Origin of the sequence: Paraburkholderia sp. BR10882, assembly GCF_040948855.1 — a bacterium.
In the GTDB taxonomy this organism is placed as follows: domain Bacteria; phylum Pseudomonadota; class Gammaproteobacteria; order Burkholderiales; family Burkholderiaceae; genus Paraburkholderia; species Paraburkholderia nodosa_A.
The window spans coordinates 82,293-104,990 of the sequence record NZ_JBFPKP010000022.1; the positions used below are offsets into that span (position 1 = coordinate 82,293).

At 66.0% G+C, this 22,698-nt stretch carries 24 protein-coding genes; 8 read left to right on the top strand and 16 right to left on the bottom strand.

The window, feature by feature from the left end:
- Positions 1-4: 4 nt before the first annotated feature.
- Complete coding sequence (locus tag AB3X99_RS34755) at positions 5-550, top strand: toxin-antitoxin system YwqK family antitoxin (protein ID WP_342946196.1); 546 nt, start codon at positions 5-7, stop codon at positions 548-550.
- Positions 551-583: 33 nt separating this feature from the next.
- Positions 584-979, top strand: coding sequence for a DUF4280 domain-containing protein (locus tag AB3X99_RS34760; protein WP_368619571.1), 396 nt, complete (start codon positions 584-586; stop codon positions 977-979).
- Positions 980-1,062: 83 nt separating this feature from the next.
- On the opposite strand, the gene AB3X99_RS34765 is transcribed toward AB3X99_RS34760, so the two are convergent.
- Positions 1,063-1,557: a hypothetical protein gene (locus AB3X99_RS34765; RefSeq protein ID WP_342946198.1), complete on the bottom strand. Its 495-nt coding sequence runs from the start codon at positions 1,555-1,557 to the stop codon at positions 1,063-1,065.
- A gap of 279 nt (positions 1,558-1,836) precedes the next feature.
- Here AB3X99_RS34765 and AB3X99_RS34770 point away from each other — a divergent pair, with 279 nt between their 5' ends.
- The 5 genes from AB3X99_RS34770 (at position 1,837) to AB3X99_RS34790 (ending at position 5,400) form a co-directional block, all read left to right on the top strand.
- Complete coding sequence (locus tag AB3X99_RS34770) at positions 1,837-3,408, top strand: alpha/beta hydrolase family protein (protein WP_368619572.1); 1,572 nt, start codon at positions 1,837-1,839, stop codon at positions 3,406-3,408.
- Positions 3,409-3,615 carry a hypothetical protein gene (locus AB3X99_RS34775; RefSeq protein WP_368619573.1) on the top strand — a complete coding sequence of 69 codons (207 nt, stop codon included), beginning with the start codon at positions 3,409-3,411 and terminating at the stop codon, positions 3,613-3,615.
- 241 nt (positions 3,616-3,856) lie between these two features.
- The gene (locus tag AB3X99_RS34780; RefSeq protein WP_368619574.1) at positions 3,857-4,273 is read left to right on the top strand and encodes a hypothetical protein; all 417 of its coding nucleotides are present in this window, start codon (positions 3,857-3,859) and stop codon (positions 4,271-4,273) included.
- Positions 4,270-4,836, top strand: a complete 567-nt coding sequence (locus tag AB3X99_RS34785) for a MerR family transcriptional regulator (RefSeq protein ID WP_368619575.1) — start codon at positions 4,270-4,272, stop codon at positions 4,834-4,836. Before AB3X99_RS34780 ends, AB3X99_RS34785 begins: the two co-directional genes overlap by 4 nt.
- Positions 4,837-4,980: 144 nt before the next feature.
- Positions 4,981-5,400: an ester cyclase gene (locus tag AB3X99_RS34790; protein WP_368619576.1), complete on the top strand. Its 420-nt coding sequence runs from the start codon at positions 4,981-4,983 to the stop codon at positions 5,398-5,400.
- A 67-nt stretch (positions 5,401-5,467) separates the two neighbouring features.
- On the opposite strand, the gene AB3X99_RS34795 is transcribed toward AB3X99_RS34790, so the two are convergent.
- Positions 5,468-6,736 (bottom strand): NAD(P)/FAD-dependent oxidoreductase, encoded by a 1,269-nt coding sequence (locus AB3X99_RS34795; RefSeq protein WP_069267969.1) that lies wholly within the window; start codon positions 6,734-6,736, stop codon positions 5,468-5,470.
- A 183-nt stretch (positions 6,737-6,919) separates the two neighbouring features.
- Here AB3X99_RS34795 and AB3X99_RS34800 point away from each other — a divergent pair, with 183 nt between their 5' ends.
- On the top strand, positions 6,920-7,657 hold the full coding sequence (locus AB3X99_RS34800) for a class I SAM-dependent methyltransferase (RefSeq protein ID WP_368619577.1): 738 nt from the start codon (positions 6,920-6,922) through the stop codon (positions 7,655-7,657).
- Positions 7,658-7,698: 41 nt separating this feature from the next.
- On the opposite strand, the gene AB3X99_RS34805 is transcribed toward AB3X99_RS34800, so the two are convergent.
- Genes AB3X99_RS34805 through AB3X99_RS34870 form a run of 14 tightly spaced genes read right to left on the bottom strand, consistent with a single transcriptional unit; the run spans position 7,699 to position 22,696 of the window.
- Positions 7,699-8,139: an excinuclease ABC subunit A gene (locus AB3X99_RS34805; protein WP_069267967.1), complete on the bottom strand. Its 441-nt coding sequence runs from the start codon at positions 8,137-8,139 to the stop codon at positions 7,699-7,701.
- Positions 8,140-8,156: 17 nt separating this feature from the next.
- Complete coding sequence (locus AB3X99_RS34810; protein WP_368619578.1) at positions 8,157-8,612, bottom strand: signal peptidase; 456 nt, start codon at positions 8,610-8,612, stop codon at positions 8,157-8,159.
- Between the two features lie 35 nt (positions 8,613-8,647).
- Positions 8,648-9,892: a beta-ketoacyl synthase N-terminal-like domain-containing protein gene (locus AB3X99_RS34815; protein ID WP_368619579.1), complete on the bottom strand. Its 1,245-nt coding sequence runs from the start codon at positions 9,890-9,892 to the stop codon at positions 8,648-8,650.
- Between the two features lie 2 nt (positions 9,893-9,894).
- Positions 9,895-11,121: a beta-ketoacyl-ACP synthase gene (locus tag AB3X99_RS34820; protein WP_368619580.1), complete on the bottom strand. Its 1,227-nt coding sequence runs from the start codon at positions 11,119-11,121 to the stop codon at positions 9,895-9,897.
- On the bottom strand, positions 11,121-11,846 hold the full coding sequence (locus AB3X99_RS34825) for a 3-ketoacyl-ACP reductase FabG2 (protein ID WP_368619581.1): 726 nt from the start codon (positions 11,844-11,846) through the stop codon (positions 11,121-11,123). Before AB3X99_RS34825 ends, AB3X99_RS34820 begins: the two co-directional genes overlap by 1 nt.
- Positions 11,843-12,328 carry a hotdog family protein gene (locus tag AB3X99_RS34830; RefSeq protein WP_368619582.1) on the bottom strand — a complete coding sequence of 162 codons (486 nt, stop codon included), beginning with the start codon at positions 12,326-12,328 and terminating at the stop codon, positions 11,843-11,845. The genes AB3X99_RS34825 and AB3X99_RS34830 overlap by 4 nt, the downstream gene beginning before the upstream one ends.
- Positions 12,329-12,336: 8 nt before the next feature.
- On the bottom strand, positions 12,337-13,518 hold the full coding sequence (locus AB3X99_RS34835) for a beta-ketoacyl-[acyl-carrier-protein] synthase family protein (protein WP_368619589.1): 1,182 nt from the start codon (positions 13,516-13,518) through the stop codon (positions 12,337-12,339).
- Entirely contained in the window at positions 13,515-15,884 is a 2,370-nt protein-coding gene (locus AB3X99_RS34840; protein ID WP_368619590.1) for an MMPL family transporter, read from the bottom strand. Before AB3X99_RS34840 ends, AB3X99_RS34835 begins: the two co-directional genes overlap by 4 nt.
- A 59-nt stretch (positions 15,885-15,943) precedes the next feature.
- Entirely contained in the window at positions 15,944-16,621 is a 678-nt protein-coding gene (locus tag AB3X99_RS34845; protein WP_368619583.1) for an outer membrane lipoprotein carrier protein LolA, read from the bottom strand.
- On the bottom strand, positions 16,609-17,049 hold the full coding sequence (locus AB3X99_RS34850) for an acyl-CoA thioesterase (RefSeq protein ID WP_368610389.1): 441 nt from the start codon (positions 17,047-17,049) through the stop codon (positions 16,609-16,611). The genes AB3X99_RS34845 and AB3X99_RS34850 overlap by 13 nt, the downstream gene beginning before the upstream one ends.
- Entirely contained in the window at positions 17,046-18,623 is a 1,578-nt protein-coding gene (gene hutH, locus AB3X99_RS34855) for a histidine ammonia-lyase (RefSeq protein WP_368619584.1), read from the bottom strand. The genes AB3X99_RS34850 and hutH overlap by 4 nt, the downstream gene beginning before the upstream one ends.
- Positions 18,610-20,331, bottom strand: a complete 1,722-nt coding sequence (locus AB3X99_RS34860) for a glycosyltransferase (protein ID WP_368619585.1) — start codon at positions 20,329-20,331, stop codon at positions 18,610-18,612. Before AB3X99_RS34860 ends, hutH begins: the two co-directional genes overlap by 14 nt.
- A complete protein-coding gene (locus AB3X99_RS34865) occupies positions 20,328-22,043 on the bottom strand; it encodes an AMP-binding protein (protein ID WP_368619586.1) in 1,716 nt (571 codons plus the stop codon). The genes AB3X99_RS34860 and AB3X99_RS34865 overlap by 4 nt, the downstream gene beginning before the upstream one ends.
- The gene (locus AB3X99_RS34870) at positions 22,040-22,696 is read right to left on the bottom strand and encodes a hypothetical protein (protein ID WP_368603512.1); all 657 of its coding nucleotides are present in this window, start codon (positions 22,694-22,696) and stop codon (positions 22,040-22,042) included. Before AB3X99_RS34870 ends, AB3X99_RS34865 begins: the two co-directional genes overlap by 4 nt.
- Between the last annotated feature and the right edge of the window lie 2 nt (positions 22,697-22,698).

A 22,698-nucleotide genomic window follows, 5' to 3' on the forward strand; every position in this document is an offset into this window, starting at 1 on the left:
GAGCATGGAGACGATTCGACCGGTCACGATAGAACGCGACGACACGCGCATTGAAGGCGCGACGCTGGGCGGCGCGCTGCACGGCCCCGTGCGCATCGAGACGGAAGGACGCCCCGTCGCGATGATGCGTTACGCGAATGGCGTGCTCAGCGGCCCGGCTACCTATTTCTATCCTGAGGGCAATTCCTCAGCGCAAGTGCAGTATGCGAACGGAAAGCTCGACGGCAAGGCGCTTTTCTACCACCCCGATGGAAAGATCCAGCGCGAGGAGCACTACGCGAACGGCGTGCTGCACGGCGTATCGCGCACCTGGCTGGCCGACGGCACGCTGCTCGAAGAAGCGCATTACCGCAACGGCAAGCTGCATGGGGTCTTGCAACGATTCCATCCGAATGGTTGCCTCGCGCTGCGGCAGCCGTTCAATGCCGGAAAACCGCTCGAAGCGGCGAAACGTTATACCGACGACAACCGCCCGCTAGCGGCGGACGGCAAGCCGCTGCCGCGCTGGAAACAATGGTGGCAGTCGCTCGCCAATCCGTCTTCGGCCTGATCCTCGCGCAGGCAACGCACAAGGAGGTACATCATGACCAGTCCGCAAGTTTGCGCCGGTGCCACATTGCAATGCTCGTTCGGCGGCGCGCCGGGCACGCTGAACGTTCTCCCCGTCAATCGCGTGCTAGTGAGCGGCGTGCCCGCCGCGACGATTGCCGACTCGATTCCCATCGCCAATATCACGCCGTTCGCGCTGTGCCAAAGCCCGGCGAATCCCACAGTGATCGCCGCGACCGCCGCGGCGCTGGGTGTGTTTACGCCGATGCCCTGCGTTCCGGCTACACCGTCGCCGTGGATTCCCGGCGGTGCGCCAACCGTGACGCTGGGCGCCATGCCGGCGCTGGATGCTCAAGGTACGCTCGTTTGCATTTGGGGCGGCGTGATCAAAGTGGTGCAGCCGGGGCAGGTAACTACGCTTGTGCCGTAGGGCGCGGTCGGCGACGCAAGGACGCCCGGCGCTACGCCAAAGGGAAAGCGATACGTCCGAAATCGCTCGCTTCGATCTGAATGTCAGCCCGGCGTTGCGTGCGCCGATCCGAGGCCGAGCATATGTAGCGCAAAGGCGCGCATGATATCCTGCACCGCGTTGGTCAGGACGCCTGTAAAACTAGCACTGAAGACTTTCTGAGGCCCCTTTCCGAGGATCTCGACTTTGCTTGTGTGCGAAAACACGACATTCGGCACCGCCCCCCCACTAATAACAAAATCGTAATACGCGCTCGGCTTGTTCTTCACGGTGTATGTCGTCCCGGCTTTCTTCCCTTTTTTGGTATCGAGATGAATAGGTGCCGGCCGCTCTGCGGTTACGTGGCAGGAATTCGCCACGCCACCATTCGCGAGCGGTACGGTGATGTGATACTCCTCGTTCTGAATCTCGAATGGCAAGTAAATAAGGGTGCCGCCTTCGTCTGTCGCGTCATCGTAGGTAGCTGCCGCGGGGAGGATTCCGCCTAATGCGACCGCATTGTCCCAGTCTGTCTTGATGTTCGAGAAAACGAGAGGCATTGCCAATCTCCTGGTAGTTGAATGTGTGATCCTTCTGAGTAGATAGTAGCCCGTCGGATCGCAATTCGCCTTTTATTTATGAACAATAGACGTTTTATTACATAGGATCCCAATCATCCGGAAAACACCTGCGCACACTTTTCATCAAGCACTTCACTGGAAAATTGTTCCCACAACCAGTAGCAAATGCCGAATTCGTTTACCTATACTCGTTTCACTCTGCAAGGCAGCCCCATTTTCCGAACACCAGCAAAAACGGAGCGTGAAATGCGAGGAGCGATGCTTAAGACGGGTTGGCTACTGCTGACTTTCCTTTTGTCGAGTGCCAGTGTTGTCGTGCAGGCCGCCTCGACATGCAGCGGCTTGAGTTGTTTTTTCCGCGGCCAGCTAGTCGAGCAGAGAACAAGCTTGCGCCTGAGCGCAAGCGACTTCACGAAACTGCTAAACACGAACGCAACGGGTCAGCAATTGCTGCAAGTCGCCGGCACGCCGCGCTGCGACATCGAAATCAAGTACTTCCGCTACCTCACGATAGGCGGCGCAGGCGAACCCACCATGTCGAGCGCCGCGCTGATGATCCCCGGCGGCGGCGCCTCGTGTACGGGGCCGCGTCCGCTCATGCTGTACGCACACGGCACTACGACCTACCGGAACTACAACATCGCCGACATTACTCAAGCGGACCCGGCCAACGGTGACGGCGCGGGCGAAGGCATTGCGGTGGCGGCGATCTACGCGGCGCAAGGTTATCTCGTCGTGGCTAGCAACTATGCCGGCTACTCGGGCTCCCCCTTGCCGTATCACCCCTATCTGAACGGCGACCAGCAATCCGCCGACATGATCGACTCATTGCGCGCGGCCCGATTCGCCATGGCCCTTCCCGACCCGGCAAACAAGACGCGTGAGAACGGCAAGCTGTTCGTCACTGGATATTCGCAAGGCGGCTACGTGGCGCTCGCGACCCACCGCGCGCTGCAGGCGGCCGGCATCAACGTCACGGCTTCCGCGCCGGGCTCGGGTCCGTATGCGCTGGGCGCCATGGCCGATGCCCTCGTCCAGGGCGAGGTCGACCTCGGCTCGACGATCTTTACGGTGCTGGTGACCACGAGCTACCAGCACGCCTACGGCAATATCTATCGCAAGCCGGGCGACTTTTTCGAGGCGCCCTATGCCCCTGGGATAGAGAACCTGCTGCCGAGCGTCACGTCAATGGACACGCTATTCGCCAAAGGCAAACTGCCCGCAACGCAGCTCTTCAGCAGCACGCCGCCTGCGCCACAGTTCGCTTCGTTGACGCCGCCTCTCGCGCCGCCCCTGGCGCCCGCTGAATTGACGCCGCTCTTCGCGATGGGATTCGGCACCGCGAATCTCGTGCGCAATGCCTATCGCCTGAGCATGCTCGAAGACGCCATCGCCAATCCCGATGGCGCCTTTCCCACGCCGACCGCCGCGATGGCCCCCGCTGCGAGCCCGGCCCAGCCGCTGCGCCAGGCGTTCAGGCGCAACGATCTGCGCAACTGGGTGCCGCGCTCGCCCGTGCTGCTATGCGGCGGCCACCTCGACCCAATGGTGTTCTTTTTCAATGCGGCGATCGAGCAGGCCTACTGGAAGCACGCCAACGTCGCGCCGGGCCTGACCAGCGTGCTCGACGTCGACTCGGCGCCAGGCGCGAACGATCCGTTTGCCGCGGTCAAAGCTGGCTTCGCTCAGGCCAAGGCGGCAGTCGCCGCGCAGGCGGTTCAGGGTGGTGCAACGGATGGTGGGCTTTCCGCAGTGCTTCAGGTCTACCACGCCGACATCGTCGCGCCGTTCTGCATGGTCGCGGCGCGCGGGTTCTTCGGCAATTTTTGATTGGCGGCCGCGATCGAGAACGCGATCAAGGGCAATCCGGCGTTCAAGCCTCATAAGGGGGAGCATAGTCAAAACGCCAAGGTCCATTGCTTTGCGGGTACGAATTGGCATGACTCGAAAAAGCACGAAACCGTTTCAGTCTCCGGCGTTAAATTTAGTGGTGCCGTTGAGGCCGACATTCTTGGCGAGACCTATACCAACTTTTAGTCGAGAGCCGCTTGACATACAGCTTCATCGCTCCTTCAGACCAGACATGGGGCGCTTGCAGCCAACAATCCGCCATGCGCCCCTTTCGATGGGCTGGAAGGCCTTTCACGCCTCATGCAACACATTGAGCCTGAGCGTTCGACGGCACCAGTGAGCCGAAGCGGCACGAAGGCGCTTGACTCGACTACCGTAGTCACCTTCACGATCGATACCCTGTTCAACGGACAGGGTATCGATCGAAATGGAAACCGCCCGCGATCTCACCGACGACGCCTTCCTCGAAGCCTTTCCAAGCTGCAGGTTGCCACCGGCCGCGTTCAATCATCGCAATCATCTGCGCGTGGCGTGGATACACCTGCAGCGCTTCCCGCTGGACCAGGCGATCGAGCGCACCTGTGCCGGTATCGCGCAATACGCCACGCATCTCGGCGCGCCGGGCCGATACCACCGTACAATTACGGAAGCCTTGGTCCGGCTGATGGCGCATGCGGGCGCATCGGATTCATTGCACACGTTCGATGAGTTTCTCGCACACGCACCAGCCTTTTCCGGCGATTGCCCCGCGCTTGTCGCCGCGTACTATTCGCCCGCCAAGCTGAACCGGCCCGAAGCGCGCTTGTTCTTTCTCTCACCCGATAGACTTCCCTTGCCGTCATGACACGTCTCGCTCGTTTCACTCTCGGACGACTGGCACGCGAGGCGGGACTCTCGCGTTCCTCGCTGCTGCACTATGAAACGCTGGGCTTGCTCGTGCCGGTCGCACGCAGCACCGCGGGCTACCGGCTCTACGATGAGACGCAACGCGAACGTCTACGCGCAATCTGCGCGTACCGGGCCGCCGGATTACCACTAGCCGCAATACGCGACGTCCTCGCGAACGAGGCAGACGCAGCCGCCCAGATCCTTGAAAGGCATTTGATGGTGCTAACGGAGGAAATCGCGCGTCTCAAACAGCGTCAGAATGCAATTGCGACGTTGCTCGCGCAACCATCGTTTCGTCGGAGAGGAAAGAAGCGTGGCAAAGACGCGTGGGTGGCGATGCTGCGTAGCGCCGGCTTCGACGATGCGGAGATGGACAGGTGGCATGCAGAGTTCGAGGCAGAAAACCCCGACTCGCATGCAGCGTTTCTGGCTTCGCTCGGGCTGACGCCCAAAGAGGTGAATGCCATCCGCCGGCGCGCGAAGCTCACAGGCAACGCAGCCATCGGCCACGCAGCCTGATGAAAGTCATTGACAGTCAAACCTGGAAATGTGCGCCACCGCACCTTCTCGCGTGACTCTGACGCGCGTCGTCGCGCTTGGCCGTCTACTCTGCAGCAACCGGCTTTCACCTCCCAATTTCGCCAACCAGGAGACGTTCATTCCATGCATGAAACAAGCGATAGGGTTCGCGCGTTCATCGAGGAAGTCCTGAATCAAGGGCAGATCGACGCCGCAGAGCGGTTTTTCTGGGAGGACATGGTCGAGCAGGTGCCGTTCCCCGGCCAGGGTCCCGGTATCGAGGGCCTCAAGGAGGTCGTTCGAGGGATGCGAGCCGCGTTCCCGGACATGCATTGGCGCGTCGAGGAACAACTCACGGAAGGCGACCGCGTGCTGACCCGCTTCGAGTGGACGGGCACGCACAGGGGAGCGTTCCTCGGCGTGGACGCTACGGGGCGCTCCGTCAAGGTCTGGGGCATGGTCATCGATCGCTTTCAGGACGGCAGGATCAAGGAAACCCGCCTCCTCATGGACACGCTCGGGCTGATGATCCAGCTGGGCGCGGTTCCTCCACCGGGCCAGTGAAACCGCGATAACCTGGTTGGTCCCGCGTCCCGCTGCAGGACCAACCCAGTGCGCCCCTCTTGGCTCGTTACAACGACAGCTTGCACGCCTCATGCAGCGAAGTGAGTCTGCGCACGGGCTCCGCTACATAAGGGTTGCTCTCGTCCCATGCGTAGCCCGCCAGCACCGAGCTAATCATCCGACGGATCAAGGGTGTTTGGCGCGGGTAGTAAATGATGTCCTGCAGCTCGCCCGTGTACCAGCGCTCGACGAAGGCGCGGAACGTGTCGATCCCCTTGCGCAGCGGCACGTCGTATTCGGCCTGCCAGTCCACGGCCGCGCCGCCGAGCGCGCGCTCGAGTACCTTCACGGCCAGGTGCGCCGAACGCAGCGCGATGGTGACGCCCGAAGAAAACACCGGGTCAAGAAACTCGCCCGCGTTGCCGAGCAGCGCGAAGCCCGGGCCATGCAATCGTTCGACGTTGGCCGAATAACCGCCAATCTGGTTCACCGGCATGAGAAACGGCGCGTCGCCGATCAGGCGGTTCAGTGTCGGCTCCTCGCGAATGAGCGCGCGCAGCCGCGCCTCGCGTTCCGCTTGCGGCATGTCGAGGAAAGCGGCATCGGCAACACAGCCCACCGACGAGCGCCCGCCCGCGAGCGGGATCATCCAGAACCAGACGTCGCGGTGCTCGGGGTGTGTCGCGATGCAAATCTTGTTGCGGTCGAAGACGTCAAGCGGCAGCCCGTCGCGCACGTGGCTGAAGATCGCGGCACGCGTCGGCATGCCGGTGGGCGCCTCCAGATCCAGGAGGCGCGGTAGCACGCGGCCAAATCCGCTCGCGTCGAGCACGAAACGCGCGTGCACTTCATAGCGCGCCTGGTTTTCGTCGATCGCCTCCAGCACCGGCGCGTCGCCCGTGCGCATGCCCGTCACCGTGTGGCCGAAGCGCACCTCGGCGCCCTGCTTCGCGGCGCAGCCGATCAACAGATCGTCGAACTTCGCGCGCTCGACCTGGTAGGTCGTGCCCCAGCCCTCTGAGTGTTTGTCGCGGAAGTCGTACGACGATACCTCGTCGCGCCACACGAAATGCGCGCCATTCTTGTACTGAAAGCCGGCTTCCACCACCGCCTGCAGCATGCCGGCCTCTTCCAGGTACGCCATGCTTTGCGGCAAGAGGCTCTCGCCGATCGAAAAGCGCGGGAAATGCTGGCGCTCCAGTACGAGCACCGAGCGTCCGGCCTTGCGCAATAGGGCCGCAGCGACCGCGCCCGAGGGGCCCGCGCCGATGATCGCCACGTCGACGGTTTCGCGTCGCGTGGACGGCGTAACGGCTTCTCCAATGCTCTTTTCCATAGTCCTTTCCCTTCTCTGCGTCCTGACGCGCTCTGTTACGTCCTGTCACGTCCTGTTACGACTGTATGCCCAATGCAAGCGCACTTTGCTGCGCGAAACCGTGATTCTGACACCCCTCGCTGCGCCCTTGCATTTACAATGCCCATTCGCGTCCATGACCGCATTCGCAACGGGTGAAAAAATATGTCGGTTTCCGAATCAAATTACGTGCCGTTCGTCCCGGAAACGGCCTTCGGTATCTGGTTTCTCCGCACCCATACGTGGGAGCACCACGTGCTGCGCGTGGCGATCAACGACCTCAAGCGGCTCGTCGACGTGCCGTTGCCCGACGCGCCCGAAATCGTCGATGTCGGCTGCGGCCAGGGCAAGTCGTTCCGCCTGCTGGCCGAGGCTTTCCGCCCGCGCCGCATCGTCGGGGTCGACTATCACGAGGCGTCGCTCGAACTGGCGGCGCGTGCGGCACGCACGTGCCAGGACGAATTGCAGACGCAAACCGCGTTCGAACTGCTGCACGGCGATTGCGCGAGCCTGCCGTTACCCACGGCCAGCGCGGACATCGTCTTCTGCCACCAGACTTTCCATCACCTCGTCGAGCAGGAACGCGCGCTCGCGGAATTCCACCGCGTGCTCAAGCCGGGCGGCGTGCTGCTCTTCGCCGAATCCACTGAAGCTTATATCCGCTCGTGGGTCATCCGCCTGCTGTTCCGCCATCCCATGCACGTGCAGAAGAGCGCCAACGGCTACCTCGAAATGATTCGCGCAGCGGGTTTCCGTTTTTCGGAGTGCAATGTTTCGCTGCCCTATCTGTGGTGGAGCCGTGCCACCGATTTCGGTCTCTTCGAGCGCCTCGGCCTGCATCATCCCAAGCCTGGGAAGCGGCGCGAAACCCTGGTCAACGTAGCCGCCGTGAAGGCGGCATGAAGGCGGCGTGAGCCGGGTCGCCCGCCGCCGCCTGCTGCGGGCTACTTGCCGCCCTTGAGCGTCACCACGTCGCCGACGAGCGCCACGCCGGCGATCATCGCGCCCGCGCCGCAGGTGAACTCCGTGGCACTCTCGCGCAGTTCGTTCTTGTAGTTGCTCTTGATGTTGATGACCGCGTTGCCGCCTTCCTTGCGCGCGCGTTCCTGCAGCTCCTGCACGGCCGAAAGGAACACGTGCTGGCAGGCCGCTTCGTCGCTCTTGCCAAATGCGTTCGTCTTCTTGTTCGTGGAGAACTGACCCAGCGTCTTCTTCACCGCCGGATGCGGTTGGCCCGCAAAGTACAACGCAATGTCGTCGCTCACCTTGCCGGGCTCGCTCTGCAGCGCCACATCCACCGAATAGGTGTCGACGGTATTGCGTGCGTAGGCGTGCGACGTCGCGAAGGCCGCGCACAGCGCGGCGAACATCCACAATTTCTTCATTGCTTTTCTCCGTTGGTTCAGTTCGCTTGCAGCACCACGAGGTCGCCTGTGACGGCGATGGCCGCTGCACTCTGGCTCACGCCGCAGGTGTATTCGGTGGCCGACCCGGTTTCGCTGCCGTGAAAGCGCGTGGTCACGTTGATGACGGCGTTGGCGCCCTTGTTGTGGGCGTCCGCGCGCAGCTTGTCGAGTGCCATGGCGAGCACCTTGTTGCAGCTGGCCTCGGCGCCGTCGGTCGCGCGGGCGACACGCAAGGAGTGCGAGGCATCACCGACGTGGCGCACCACTTCCGGATGCGGCTGCGCACCGAAATACACGGCGATTTTCGTGGCGGGGTCCGCGCTGGACGCGGCTTTCGCCGTCGAGAGCGAAGCTGCGGGCTGGATCGGCAGCGTGAGGCGCTGCGATCCGCAAGCGGCCAACGTCAGGCTGACGATCGCGGCCATGCTCAGCGTGAGGTAAGTCTTTTTCATTGGAATCCTCATTATCTTCAGGGTTGCCCGAAACTTCAGACTGCATTCCAGGCGCGAAACACCAGGCTGGCGCAACTGCCGCCGAACCCGAATGAAACCGACATCGCCGTATCGATGCGTGCGTCGCGCGTTTCACGCACGAGCGGCATGCCGGCGGCAGCCGCATCGAGTGCCTCGATGCCCACGGCACCCGCAATCCGGCGATCGCGCATCATCAGCAGCGTGTAAATGGCTTCGTGCGCACCGCACGCGCCGAGCGGATGGCCGCTGAGCGCCTTCGTCGACGAGAACGCAGGCACCTCGCCGCCAAACACGGTGCGCAACGCGAGCAGCTCCTCGATATCGCCCGATGGCGTCGAAGGCGCATGAGTGTTGATGTAGTCCGGGCGGCAGCCGGCCTCGGCGAGCGCCTCGCGCATTGCGCGCGCAATGCCGCCCGCCTGCGGCGCGACCATCTGCGCACCGTCGGTGCACTGGCCGTAGCCGGTCAGCTCCGCGTAGATGCGCGCGTTGCGCGCCTGCGCATGCGCGAGCGATTCGAGCACGAGGATGCCAGCGCCCGAGCCGATCACGAAGCCGTCGCGCTGCGCGTCATAAGGCCTCGACGCCCGTTCGGGCGTGTCGTTGAAGCCGCGCGAGAGTGCGCCCATCGCGTCGAACATCAGCGTCATGTTGTCGTGCAGGCCTTCGGCGCCGCCCGCGAGCACGATGTCCTGGCGGCCCGTCTGGATCAGCTGCATGGCCTGGCCGATCGCGAGCGCGGAAGTCGTGCACGCCGACGAAGGCGAATACGTGACGCCTTGCATTCCGAACACGTGCGCAAGATTCGCCGATGTCGTGCTGCTCATCGCCTGCGGCACCGTATAGGGCGGCACGCGGTCGATGCCGCGCGCGTTCGCGCTTTCCATGGCCGTGTCGTAGGCGGACATCGTGCCGACGCCCGAGCCCACCACCGCGCCGGCCCGAGGCGTGCGCAGCGCGTGCGCGTCGAGCTGCGCATCGGCGATCGCGCTGCGCGCGGCGTGGCAGGCAAAGCGCGCCGTGTCGCCCATGAAGCGTTCGGCTTTGCGCTCGAACGGCGCTTCGCCGTCCACCGAAGCCACGCCCGCCACCTGGCTCGCGAAGCCGCGTTCGCGCCACGCCTGAACGCGCGTGATGCCGCCCCGCCCGTCGCGCAATCGCGAGGAAACGCCGTCGAGCGTATTGCCGAGGCACGAGACGATGCCGATACCCGTCACGACGACGCGCTGCAAGCCGCCCGCTGATAACGATGTCGGCATGCTCAACGCGCGCGCCGGAAGATCAGCGACGTGTTCACGCCGCCAAACGCGAAGTTGTTGCTCATCACGTATTCGGCGTCTATCGTGCGCGGCTCGCCCAGGATGTAGTCGAGCGGCGCGCAGGCCGGATCGACCTCGGTCAGGTTGAGCGTGGGCGCGTACCAGTTGCGCTTCATCATCTCGATCGTCCACCAGGCCTCGATCGCGCCACAGGCGCCGAGCGTATGGCCGATATAGCTCTTGAGCGAGCTGATCGGCATGCGCGCGCCGAAGGTCTCCGCCGTAGCCTGGCTTTCGGCCACGTCGCCGCGATCCGTGGAGGTGCCGTGCGCATTCACGTACGCGATCGCTTCGGGGGCCAACTGCGCGTCGTCGAGTGCCTGACGCATCGCGACCGCCATCGTCGCCGCCGTGGGCTGCGTGATATGCGCGCCATCCGAATTGCAGCCGAAGCCCACCACTTCCGCATGAATGCGCGCGCCGCGCGCCACGGCATGCTCGTATTCCTCGAGCACGAGCGTCGCCGCGCCCTCGCCCACCACGAGCCCGTCGCGCGCGGCATCGAACGGACGTGGCGTGAGTTGCGGCTCGTCGTTGCGCGTGCTCGTGGCATAGAGCATGTCGAACACCGCCACGCCGGGCCCCGAGAGTTCCTCGGCGCCGCCCGCGAGCATCAGCGTCTGTTTGCCGTTCGCGATCATCTCGTAGGCGTAGCCGATTGCCTGGCTGCCCGAAGCGCACGCGCACGACGTCGGCACGATGCGCCCCTTGAGGTCCCAGAAGAGGCTCACGTTCACGGCCGTGGTGTGCGGCATCATCTGCACGTAGCTGTTCGACGTCACATCGCTCATCGAGCCCGTTTCGAGCATCTTGCCGAACGCGCGCACCGGCTCGACCGAGCCCGCCGAGGACCCGTACGCCACCCCCATGCGGCCGTCCTTGATCGACGCATCGTCGAGCAGGCCCGCGTCGGCCAGCGCGTGCTCGCTCGCACGCACGGCGTAGAGCGAGACCGGGCCCATCGAACGCGTTTTCTTGCGCGGGTAATAGTCAGGCGCAGTGAACGCCGGCAGCGGGCACGCGAGGCGCGTATGCAGCGCCTCGATATAGTCCCAGTCGTGCACGCGCTTGACGGCGTTGACGCCGCCCTTGAGCGCGGCTTCGACCTGCGCCCACTGATCGCCGAGCGCGGTCACGCCGCCCATGCCGGTAATGACGACGCGCTTCATCAGACCATCCCGCCGTTGACGCCGATAACCTGGCGCGTGACATAAGACGCCGCGTCGGACATCAGGAAGCCGACCACGGCCGCGACTTCGGCGGGCTGCCCCACGCGATTCATCGGCACGGCCTTGAGCGCGTGTTCGAGCGGCACGTCGTCGAGCATGCCCGTATCGACGAGCCCGGGCGCGACGCTGTTGACCGTGATGTTGCGGGTGGCCAGTTCCACCGCGAGCGCCTTCGTCGCGCCGATCAGCCCGGCCTTGGCGGCGCTGTAGTTGACCTGCCCGCGATTGCCCGTCACGCCCGACACGGATGCCACCGTCACGATCCGGCCGCCCTTGCGCGCACGCACCATCGGCATGACGAGCGGATGGACGACGTTGTAGAACGCGTCGAGGCCAGTTTCGAGCACGATGTCCCAGTCTTCGTCGGTCAGTGCGGGGAACGCGGCGTCGCGCGTCACGCCCGCGCAGCAGACGATGCCGTAGTAGGCGCCGTGCGCCGCCACGTCGTTTTCGAGCGCGGCGCGGCATGCGGCGCGCTCGCGCACGTCGAACTGCAGCACGCTGGCCGTGCCGCCCTGTGCGACGATGCCTGCCGTGACGGCATCCGCTTCGTTGCGGCCCGTGCGGCAATGCACGGTGACGGCAAAGCCGTCCGCGGCAAGATGGTAGGCGATCGCGCGACCAATGCCGCGGCTCGCGCCGGTAACGAGAACACGCCGGCTCATGATCTGGAATTCTCCTCGATGAAAGTCTGGAAATCGCGCGGCTGATACACCTTCACGGTGGCCTCGGCCAATAGCTTGTCTTCCTGATTGATGGTGCAGCCGTATGCGCCGTGGCCTTCATCGCTGCGCAGCAGTTCGCTAACCGTCACGCTGAGTGGCGCGCCGCCTGCGAACGCAGCTTGAGCCGCCTCATAGCGGCGCGTGCCGAGCAGCACGCCTGGGCGCGCGGGCTTGCCTTCGCGCATCGACAGCAGGCCGACGTGGGCGGCGATCGCCTGCGCCATCAGTTCGATGCCGATCCATGCGGGCATCGCGCCCTGCTCGTCGGCGTACCATGCATCGGCGCGCACGCTGGCAAGCGCCGTGAGCGATTCGTCGCTGCATGCGGCGACCGAATCGAGCAGCAGCATCGTGCCGCGGTGCGGGATGATCGTCTCGATCGGCGGGAACGCATCCGTCGGGGAGGAAAGAGCGGAATTCATGGCCTCGATCACCGTCCGAGTATGAGTGAAACGTTGCTGCCGCCAAACGCGAAAGAGTTGCTCATCACGTATTGGCGCACGCCGTTGCGCGGCAAATGCCGCACGCCTTCGATCAGGTCGAGCGCGGGCAGCGCCGGGTCGGCTTGTCCGTCCCACAGATGGCGCGGCAGCGCGACGTCGTCGCGAGCGAGCGCGAGCCATGCCAGGCCCAGTTCGCTCGCGCCCGCCGCGCCGAGCGTATGGCCCGTGAGCGGCTTCGTGCCGCTCGCGGCCACGCCGTCGGGGAACACGCGCGCCATCAGATGCGCTTCCATCTGGTCGTTCTTGATCGTGGCCGTTGCGTGCAGGTTGACGTAGCCGATCGCGGCCGCGCCGATGCCCGCGTCGGCGAGCGCCGCACGCAAGGCGAGTTCGCCGCCCGCGCCTTGCGGGTCGGGCGCGGAAATATGGTGGGCGTCGCTCGACTCGCCCGCGCCCGCGAGCATCACCGGCCCTTCCTCGCGGGTCATCAGGAACACCGCCGCGCCTTCGCCGATGTTGATGCCGCGACGCTGCGCGCTCATCGGGTTGGTTCGCACGGGGCTCGTCGATTCGAGCGAGGCGAAGCCTTGCAGCGTGAGCTCGCAAAGCGAGTCGACGCCGCCCGCGACGACGGCATCGCACAGGTTCGCCCGCAGCAGACGGCGTGCGGCGGCGAACGCCTTGGCGCTCGACGTGCACGCCGTGGAGATCGTGTATGCCGGCCCGCGCAGATCGAGCGCCGCGGCGGCGAACGGCGCGGCCGTGCCGATCTCCATCTGGCGGTAGTCGAACGCCGAAGCGGCTTCTTGCTGCACAGGCTGCGTGAACATCGTTTCCGCGGCGCTGATGCCCGACGTGCTCGTACCCAGCACGACGCCGATACGGCCCGCGCCAAAGCGTTCGCGCGCGGCTTCGATGGCGCTGCGGATCTGTGCCAGTGCAGCGAGCAGAAGCCGGTTGTTGCGGCAGTCGTAGCAGGCGAGCGATGCGGGCGGCGCGACGTCGAGCGGCGCCTTCACGCTGCCCGCGAACGCCGTACCGGTGCGTGTCGCGATCGGCCCCATGCCGGGCGCCTCGCCGCGCGCGAGCGCTGCGACGATCGCAGGGACGTCGTCGCCGAGCGCGTTGACCATGCCGAGCGCATGCAAATAGACAGGGAGCGCCATCAGGCCTTTCTCCGTTGATTCGTGGGCATGCCGCTTGTTCCGCTTATGCCGATAGGCGCGAGCATGACGGACACCATGATGCCGAGCGACAGGGTGGCGCCGAAGCTCTTGAGCGCGGGCATGGAACTCATGCCGAGCATGCCGAACGAGAGCAGCGTGGTCGCGGCGGACAGCAGCACGCCCGTCCATACCGCGCCGCGATCGGTGGCAGCGCGCATCGCGCCTTCGCGCAGAAAGACGGCATAGTTCGCACCCACGCCGAGCACGAGCATCAGCGCCAGCATGTTGAAGAGATTGATGCGCACGTGCGCATAGCCGAACGCTGCGAGCGTGACGCCGATGGCGAGCCATACCGGCAGCGCGACCGCGATCGCCCCGCGCCAGCCATAGCGGAACATCAGCAGCGCGAGCACGAGCGTGAGCGCGCCCGCGAGCCAGATCGTGCCGTCCCATCGATAGACGCCGAAGAGCCGCGACACGCTCGCCGCCTTGTCGACGAAGCTCACGCCGGGCAACGCGTGCGCGACGTCGAGCAGCGCAGGTGCGTTCGCAGCGGACACACCCTGCGGAATCACGATCGCCGCGAATGCACCGGGCGTGCTCGCGGAACGGCCGAGCCACAAGTGGCGGAACGGCAGCGACCAGGGTTCGGCAAGCCAGTCGTCCACGTGCAGCATGGAAGCGCGCGAGTGCGCCCAGGCATCGAGCCACGTTTGCGCCACCTCGTCACGAAAGCCCGCTGCGCCCAGCAGCGAGCGCAAGGCGGCGGGATCGGCGAACACATGCGCGCCGAGCAGTGCGCGATCGGCCCGCTGCCGCGCTTCGGACGGCACGAACGATGTCACCGATTGCCAGCCGCTCAGCGCGGACGCGCCCGTGAGCGTGCCGAGCCGCGCGCACAACGCGTCGGTGCGCTCGAGCACGGCCTCGGGCGACGCGCCGCGCACGACGAAGAACTGCGCGCTGTTGTCGGCCCCCACCGCGCTAGACACCACGCGCTCCTGCGCGACGAGCGCCGGATCCCGTTGGATCAGTAGATGAATGTCGTCATCGCTGCGCAGTTGCAGCCAGCCCGGCACGGCGATGACAACGAGCGCCAGCGCGACGCCCCACGCGCGACGGCCGCCGATCAGCGCCTGCCATTTCGCGAGCGAGGCCGCGGCCACCGCGAAGAGCGTATGCGGACTGCGGCGCGCGGGCTGCGTCAAGAGGCTCGGCAGCAGCCAGACAACAGAAGCGAAAGCCGTGAAGATGCCGACGATGGCGAAGCACGCGATCTGCCTGAGCGCCGGAAACGGCGCGAACGTCAGAATGGCGTAGCCAAGCAGGCTCGTGCTGAGCGCCACCGTGAGCGCGGGCAGCACCTCCCGCGCGCCGCGCCGCGAATCCCAGCCGTGCCGCGTGCCGAGGTACACGACGAAGTACTGAATGGAGTAATCGACCGCCTCGCCGATCAGGCTCGCGCCGAACACCAGCGTCAGCAGATGCAGCTTGCCGAAGACGAGCATCGTGGCCGCGAGCGCGCACACGATGCCGAGCGCGGTGGAAACGAAACCGAGCAGGATCAGCCGAGGCGAGCGGAAGATCCAGAGCATGAGCAGCGCGATGCCCACGGCCGAAACGATGCCGATCACATGGACGTCGCGCTCCGAGGCGCGCCGCGCAGACTCGGCATAGAACACGGCGCCCGTGCGCGCGACCGTGACGTCGGGCCACGACGTCTTGAGCGCCGCTTCGCCGTTTGCGACGGCAAGCAGCACGCCCCGTTGAACGTCGGATTCGTAGGCAGACCCAGGCAGCGTGCCGATCACGAGCACGCTCGTGGTGTTGCCGCGATGCGCAACGAGGAAACCGTCCTCGATGGTGAGATTCGATGCCGCGAGCGGCAGCCCTGCGAGCCAGTGCTGAAGCCAGCCGAACGGATCGTCGGCGAGCGACGTTGCGAGACCCGCGTTCGGCAGGCCATAGAGGCGCTCGGCGAGCGCGCCGCGCAGCGTTTCTGTGCTCCCCGAGGCAGTCGCGCGGTCTTGCGCGGTCAGCAGGCCAAAGCGGTATGGCAGGTAGAAACGCGTAATGCGGCCGAGATCGAATGGCGGAACTTGTGCCGTCACCGAAGCGAACGCGTGGCTCGCGCTCAGCACCGCGCCCAGTTGGCCCGCTGCCGCTTTCGCGTGCGCCGCGTCGCTGCTCGACACGAGCAGCACGGCGCGGTTGCCGAGCGCGCTCGCGAGCTGGTCCACGGCCTCTTCGGCCACGGAGTCGGCCTCGGTTGCCGGCAGCAGTGCGAGCAGGTTCGTCTGCAGGGGCGTCGGCCCCGCAAAGCGCCAGGCGCAATACAGCGCCGCCGCGAGCGCGAGCAGCAGCCACATGGCGCGCAGCGTCCACTGCCGCCACGGCTGGGTTGCGGTGCGAAGCTCCGAGGAACTCACTATGGCGTTCCGAAAAGTTTCTGGTCGGCGGGCAAGAGTTCGGACACCTGCGCGCTGCCGCTAAAGTCATACTGCGTGACGTCGCCGTTGGCGAACGTGATGCGCAAGCTGTGCAGGAAGTCGCCGCCTTCCATCTCGATGCCGCGCAGCGCCTGCGCGATCTGCGGCTGGCGCGGCACGAGGCGCATCTGCCATTGCGAAGGCGTGCCGCGCGCCGCTACGTCGAATTGCGAGTACAGCCCGCTCAGGTCGCCGCCGAGCATCGCCCGCATCATCTTCGCAATCTCTGCCGCACCGCGCGCGCCCTGCGCGCCGTCGTTCCGGGTGCGCTGATCGGGTTGACCGTTGGCATCGATCACGGTGACGCCGCTGTCGCGCATGATCCACGTTTTCCTGTACGGCGTTTCGACCTGCCAGATCACGCCGCGCTCGCGAAAGAACAGCAGCGAGCCCGTGCTGACGAGCGGGGCTTTCATCGCGGCAAGCGTCTGCGTTTGCGTGAAATGCGCACGCACGCCGTTCGCGCGCGCAAGACGCGACGCGATCTGCGAGACGAGTGCCGCGTCGCCGGCGTCCGTGCTCAGGTTCACGGGCGCCGTCGCGGCCTGCGCCGGCATCCACATCGACTGAAGCGCAAGCAGTGCGGCCACCGCCGCGCATCGTTTCAACGCGCCCATGCACGCTCCAGCTTTTCGAACACGACAGGCGGCGAGACGAACTGCAGCTCCTGCGTGGCGGCGCTCACGGCGACCTGGATCGTGTAGCCCTTCGTGAGCCGCGTGCGCGATTCGCGATCGTAGACTTCGTAGCCGATTTTCAGGCGATTTTCGTACTCGAGCAGATGTGCGCAGACTTCGAGCTGCTGCCCATAAACGGCGGGCCGCACATACTTCAAATGCGCTTCGACCACGGGCCACACGTACCCCGACGCCTGCATCTCGCGATAGTCGTAGTCGAACTTGCGCAGCAGCGCCGCGCGGCCGAACTCGAAATACTTCAGATAGTGGCCGTGCCAGCAGACATTCATCGCGTCCACGTCATGGAACGGCACTTCCACATTCGCGCTCGCGCTCAACATCGGCGCAACCTTGCGTGATTCGCTCATGGCCTGCCCTCCGCGTTCGGCCCGAGGAATTCGCCGGTTGCGATTCGCTCCGTCATGGCGCGCAGTTCGTGTTCGAGCGCACGGTCCTCGTCGACGAATGGCGACGTCGCGGCCACGTCTTCCATGAATGCGGCAAGCGGCTCGGGAATGACGGTCTCGGCATTGCCGCGCAGTCGCAGTCGCGCGGCCTGCACGGTGGCGAGCGCGTGGGCGGCCGCGACCTGCTCCGTGAGTTGCAGCACGCGCAAGCAGTCGCGCGCCGCGATCGTCCCCATGCTCACCTTGTCCTGATTGTGTGCTTCCGTCGAGCGGGAAAACACGCTCGCGGGCATCGTGTGCTTGAGCGCCTCCGCCGTCCACGCCGACGACGAAATCTGCACAGCCTTGAAGCCGTGATTGATCGGCGCGCGCGCCCTCGTCGCGCCCGTGAGGTTGCGCGGCAGGCCGTTGTTGAACTTGTCGTCGACGAGCAAGGCGAGCTGCCGGTCCATCAGGTCGGCAAGATTCGCCACGGCCGTCTTGAGGCCGTCCATGGCGAACGCAATATGGCCGCCGTAGAAGTTGCCGCCGTGCAGCACGCGCTCGCCGTCGGGATCGATCAGCGGATTGTCGTTGGCGCTGTTCAGTTCGTTCTCGATGTCGCGGCGCATCCACGTGAGCGCGTCGTTCGCGACGCCGATTACATGCGGCGCGCAACGGATCGAATAGCGGTCCTGCAAGCGGTGGCCCGGCGTGTCCGGTCGGCCGGCCAGGTCAGCGCGGATCCAGGCCGCCGCTTCGCCCTGCCCGGCGTGCGGCTTGGCTTCGAAGATGAACGCGTCGAAATGCGCGGCGCGCCCGTCGAGCGCCACCGTGGCGAGCGCGGTGAGGCGCGCGGCGAGGCGCGAGAGCTGCGCCGCGCGCGTGAACGCGAGGCACGCGAGGCCCGTCATGACCGCCGTGCCGTTCATCAGCGCGAGGCCTTCCTTGGGCGCGAGCGTGAGCGGTTCGCGGCCTAGCGCGAACCACGCGTCGCGTGCCTCGCAGGGCGCGCCGCGAAACTGCACGCCGCGCTCGCCAACCAGCGCCGCTGCGACATACGAAAGCGGCGTGAGGTCGCCGCTTGCGCCCACCGAGCCTTCCGCGGGAATCCGCGGCAACACGCGATGATTGACGAGATCGGCGAGACGTTCGAGCAGCACCGGTCGCACGCCCGAAAGCCCGAACGCCAGCGAATTCAGACGCGCGGCGATCACGGCGAGCGCCGAGGCGTCGTCGAGATACTCGCCCATGCCGCAGCCGTGATAGCGCGTGAGCTGCAGCGGCAGGGCCTCGACGAGCGCCATCGGCACGTCGACGACGCAGGCGTCGCCGTAGCCCGTATTGACACCGTACACGGTCGCACCGGCTTCGAGATGGCGGCGCAAAAACTCCGCGCCGCGCGCGATGCGTTCGCGCCAGGCCGGGTCATCGTTGAGCCGCACGGCGGCGCCGCCACGCGCCACCGCCACGACGTCCTCGATCGTCAAATGGCGGCCGCCGAATACCACGGCATCCGCCTTGACTCCGGCATCCTTCAGGTCAGTCTCTGCCATTCGCTCCCCCACTGGGGCGCGCCCAGAAATCGTAGAAGTTGAACCATTGGTAAGGCGCCTTGCGGCAATAGTGTTCGAGGCGCGACGCGAAGCGCTGCGCCCATGCCGCAATATGCTCGGCGCGGCCCCGCCGCGGCAGCTCGATACGCTCGGCGAACGGCTCGAAGTAAAGCCGGTAGCCCGTGCGCTCTTTCAGGCAGAACAACAGATAAACGGGGCACGCGAGCGCATGCGCCAATACATAAGGTCCCTGAGCAAACGCGGCGGTCTCGCCGAGGAATTGCGCCTCGGTGGTACGGCCCGTTTCGCGCGCAGGCGTGCGGTCGCCGACGATGACGAGCAGCTCGCCGCGCTCGATGCGCTCCTGCATCATCAGCGCCGTTTGCGGGCCGAAGTCGCTCACCGGCACGAGATGCTGCGCGAAATCGTGATGGGCGGTAGCCAGCACGCTGTTGAAGCGTTTCGCGTGCTCCGTGTAGACGATGGCCGTCACCTTCGTCTGCGCGCCGCGCACGGCCAGCGCCCGCGCCATCTCGAGGTTGCCGTGGTGCGAGCCGATCACGAGCGCGCCGCGGCCGCTCGCGATCAACGCGTCGAACGCGCGTGGGTCGTCGATCTCCACGTCGGCCGGACCGACGCGGCCCGTCCAGGCGGCCAGCTTGTCGAAGCCCGATTGCGCGAACGAGAGCATATGGCGGTAGGCCGTGAACCAGCCGGGGCGCGGCGTCTCGCGCTCCGGCGAACACTGCTGCAGCCGGTCGAAATAGCGCCGCGAGGCGTCCCGCGCGGGGCGGCCCGTCACGAGGAAGTACGCGACGATCGGATGCAGCCAAAGCGCGGTGAAGCGCCGCCCGAACAGGCCGCAACTCCAGGCGAGCAGCGCCATGCCGAGCCGGCTGCCGCGTTCGGCAGTGCGCCACCACGGATCGTTGCCGTCGCCCGCAGCCGCCGTCCGTGCCAGAACCTGCGGCAGGACCTTATGCACGAGGAGCAGCGGCAGACGCGCGAGCATGCCTGCGACGAGCCGCGTATGGCTGCGGCTGATACGCACGTTGTCCCACAGCACGTCGAAATGCGAGACGCCATCGGCCGCGTAGGTGACGGCGGTCGGAATCGAGACGAACGCCACGCGCCGCCAGTGCAGGCGCACGAGAATCTCGATGTCGAAGTCCATGCGCTCGGGCAGCTTCACGCTGTCGATCAGCGCGCACGCGAGGTCGAGCGGATAGAGGCGAAAGCCGCACATCGAATCGCGAATCGTGAACGAGAGCGTCTCGATCCACACCCAGACGTGGGTCAGATAGCGCCCATAGAGGCGCGCTTTCGGCACACTCTCGTCGTACACGGGCTGGCCGATCACGACCGCGCGCGGATTGGCCTGCGCGGCGGCGAGAAAGCGCGGGACGTCCGCGGCGTCGTGCTGGCCGTCGGCGTCGATCTGCAGCGCGTGCGTATAGCCGGCGTCGCGCGCGACGCGCAGCCCCGCCATCACCGCCGCGCCCTTGCCGCCGTTCACGGGCAGGCGCCGCAGCGTGAGCTTGCCGGCGTAGCGGCGCGCGAGGTCCGCCAGCACCTGCTGGGTGGCTTCGTCGCTGCCGTCGTCCACGACGATGAGCGGCAGGCCGTGGACCATCAGATTCGCCACGGTGCCGCCGATCGCGTCCTTGTGGTTGTAGATCGGAATGACGATACAGGCCGCGAGGCTCATGCGGGCTCCCTGTATACGAAAGCGCCGGACGCGCAGTCACGCTCGCCGACGCGCCACGCGAACGCTACGCGGCGGCGCACGGCGTCGTGCTTGAGCACGAGCTTGAGCAGCACGCCCGGCGGTACCGGCATGGTGAATTTCAGTTGATCGATCGAGGCGAGCGCGCGCACGCCGGGCACCCAGTCGCGCGCGAAACGCATCGCCCAGTCCACCTGCACGACGCCCGGCAGAATCGGCAGCCCCGGAAAGTGGCCCGCGAAATGAACGAGCGTGTGCGGCACGCGTAATTCGAATGCCCGCCCTTCTGCGTCGTCCCATTGAGCGAGCAGCTCGAACCCTTCTTCGCTGGCCGCGAACGCGCGGGCGACCGCTTGTGCCTGAACCTTGCCGCGCGAGTCGGCTGGCAGCGCGCGATGAATGCGCCAGTGGCGCGGCAGAACGACAGTGTCGAACCAGGCGGCGAGATGGCGGCGCAATGCTTTCAGGAGCAGAACGCGGCCGTCGCGACGCAGCGTTTCGCGGCCCTCTGCGGTGAGCACCACGAGCGCGCCGATGCGCTCGCGCGAGCCGCCTTCGAGCAGTACCGCCCTCACTTCGGCAACGCCGGGATGCAGCAGCAGTTTGCTCTCCATCTCGCTGAGCGACACACGCTTGCCGTCGAGCTTGACCACGCGGTCGAGCCGCCCTTGCAGCACGAAGCGGCCGTATTCATCGAACGCGGCCTTGTCGTCGGTGCGATGCCAGCCGTCGTGGCCGAGGTGCGGCGAGCGCACTTCGAGCGCGCCGCCCTCTTCCGCTGCGGCCGCGCGCACGGCGATGCCCGGCATGGGCGTCCACGCTTGCGCTTCGGTTTGTCTGCGCCAGGCGATGCCGCCCGTTTCCGTACTGCCGTAGATCTCCAGCGGCGCGGCGCCGAACGTGGCGGCATATTGCTTCGCCGTGTCGAGCGGCAGCGGGCCGCCCGACGAGAAAAACGCGCGCGGCTGCGCAGCGAGCGTCGCGAACCCCGGCAGATCGGGCCAGCGCGAGAGCTGTGCAGGCGTCGAGACGACGACAGTCGCGGCACATTGCGCCGAACATTCGGCGATACGCGCCTGCAATTGAGCGGGGTCGGCACAGGTCGCGCGGGCGAACGGCCTGCCCGCGGCCAGCGGCCAGAAGACGCGGAACAGTAACCCGTAAATGTGGTGATGCGGCACGCTCGCGAGCACGGCCGCGTCGCCCAGCAGCGTGCCCCACGCGGCTTCGAGCGTATGCACTTCCGCGTCGAACTGCGCGAGCGTCTTGTGTACGGGCTTCGGCGTGCCGCTGCTGCCCGACGTGAAGAGCGTGAGCAATGCGTTCGCGTCGAACGCCATGCCGGGCTCGACGGGTTGATCCGCAGGGGTATCGGCACACCAGGCGGCAAGCTCGTTTTCGTCGAGCACCGCGTCGTACGCGTCGCTCAGTTCGGCGAGATAGCCCGGCGTCGCGTTCGCCGGAATCACGGGCACCTTGCCGGCCGCAAGCAGTCCGAACAAAGCGCAGGCGAACGGATACGGGTCGTCGCTCCAGAGCGCGAAGCGCAGGCCCGGCCGCGTGCGCATGCGCTCAGCGATGCCAAGCGCATGCGCACGGAACGTATCGAAGTCCGTTACGTTCGCGCCATCGACGCAAACGGCGCTGCGCGGCTCGCGGCAACGCGCCACGAGGAGCTCGTGCAATGCGATCACACCGCCTCCCGTCGCGCAGCACGCGGCAGCATGATCCATTTGCGCCAGACGAACTCGCCGGCGAGCAGCGCACCGATGATCAGATAGGAGAGCATGCCGTTGTAGAGCGACCAGGCGCGCGTGGGCCAGGCAAGCGCCGTCCAGGCAGAAAACGCACTGTTCAAAGCGAAGAAAATACACCAGAGCTGCGTGACGCGGCGCGTATAGCACACGATGTGCGCGGGCGGATCGGGATAGGTCAGGCGTGCGAATTTTTCGACCATCGACGGGCCCTTCACGAGGGTCGCGCCGAAGGCGACGAGCAGCCCGATATTCACGAGCGAAGGATACAGGCGCATGAGCCGTTCGCTATTGGTGATGACGATCGCCACCGAGGCGACATTGAGCATGACGGCAACGGCCCAGTCCACCGGCGTGAGCTTGCGCAGCGTTGCCGCGAGCGCGCCCGTGCCGGCCACGCGCTGCATCCAGAGCAGAACGAGCAGCAGCAAGCCCACGAAGCGCGGCGAATCCCAGCGCCACGCGCAGAGGATCACGACCGGGTAGGCGAGACTGGCCAGCAACCGCCACTTGCTGCGTGCCCGGCCAGCTGCTGCGTCGCTTTCACCTGCACCGGCAGGCTCCGCCGCGCCGTGCCCGCGAAGAACCGTCACGA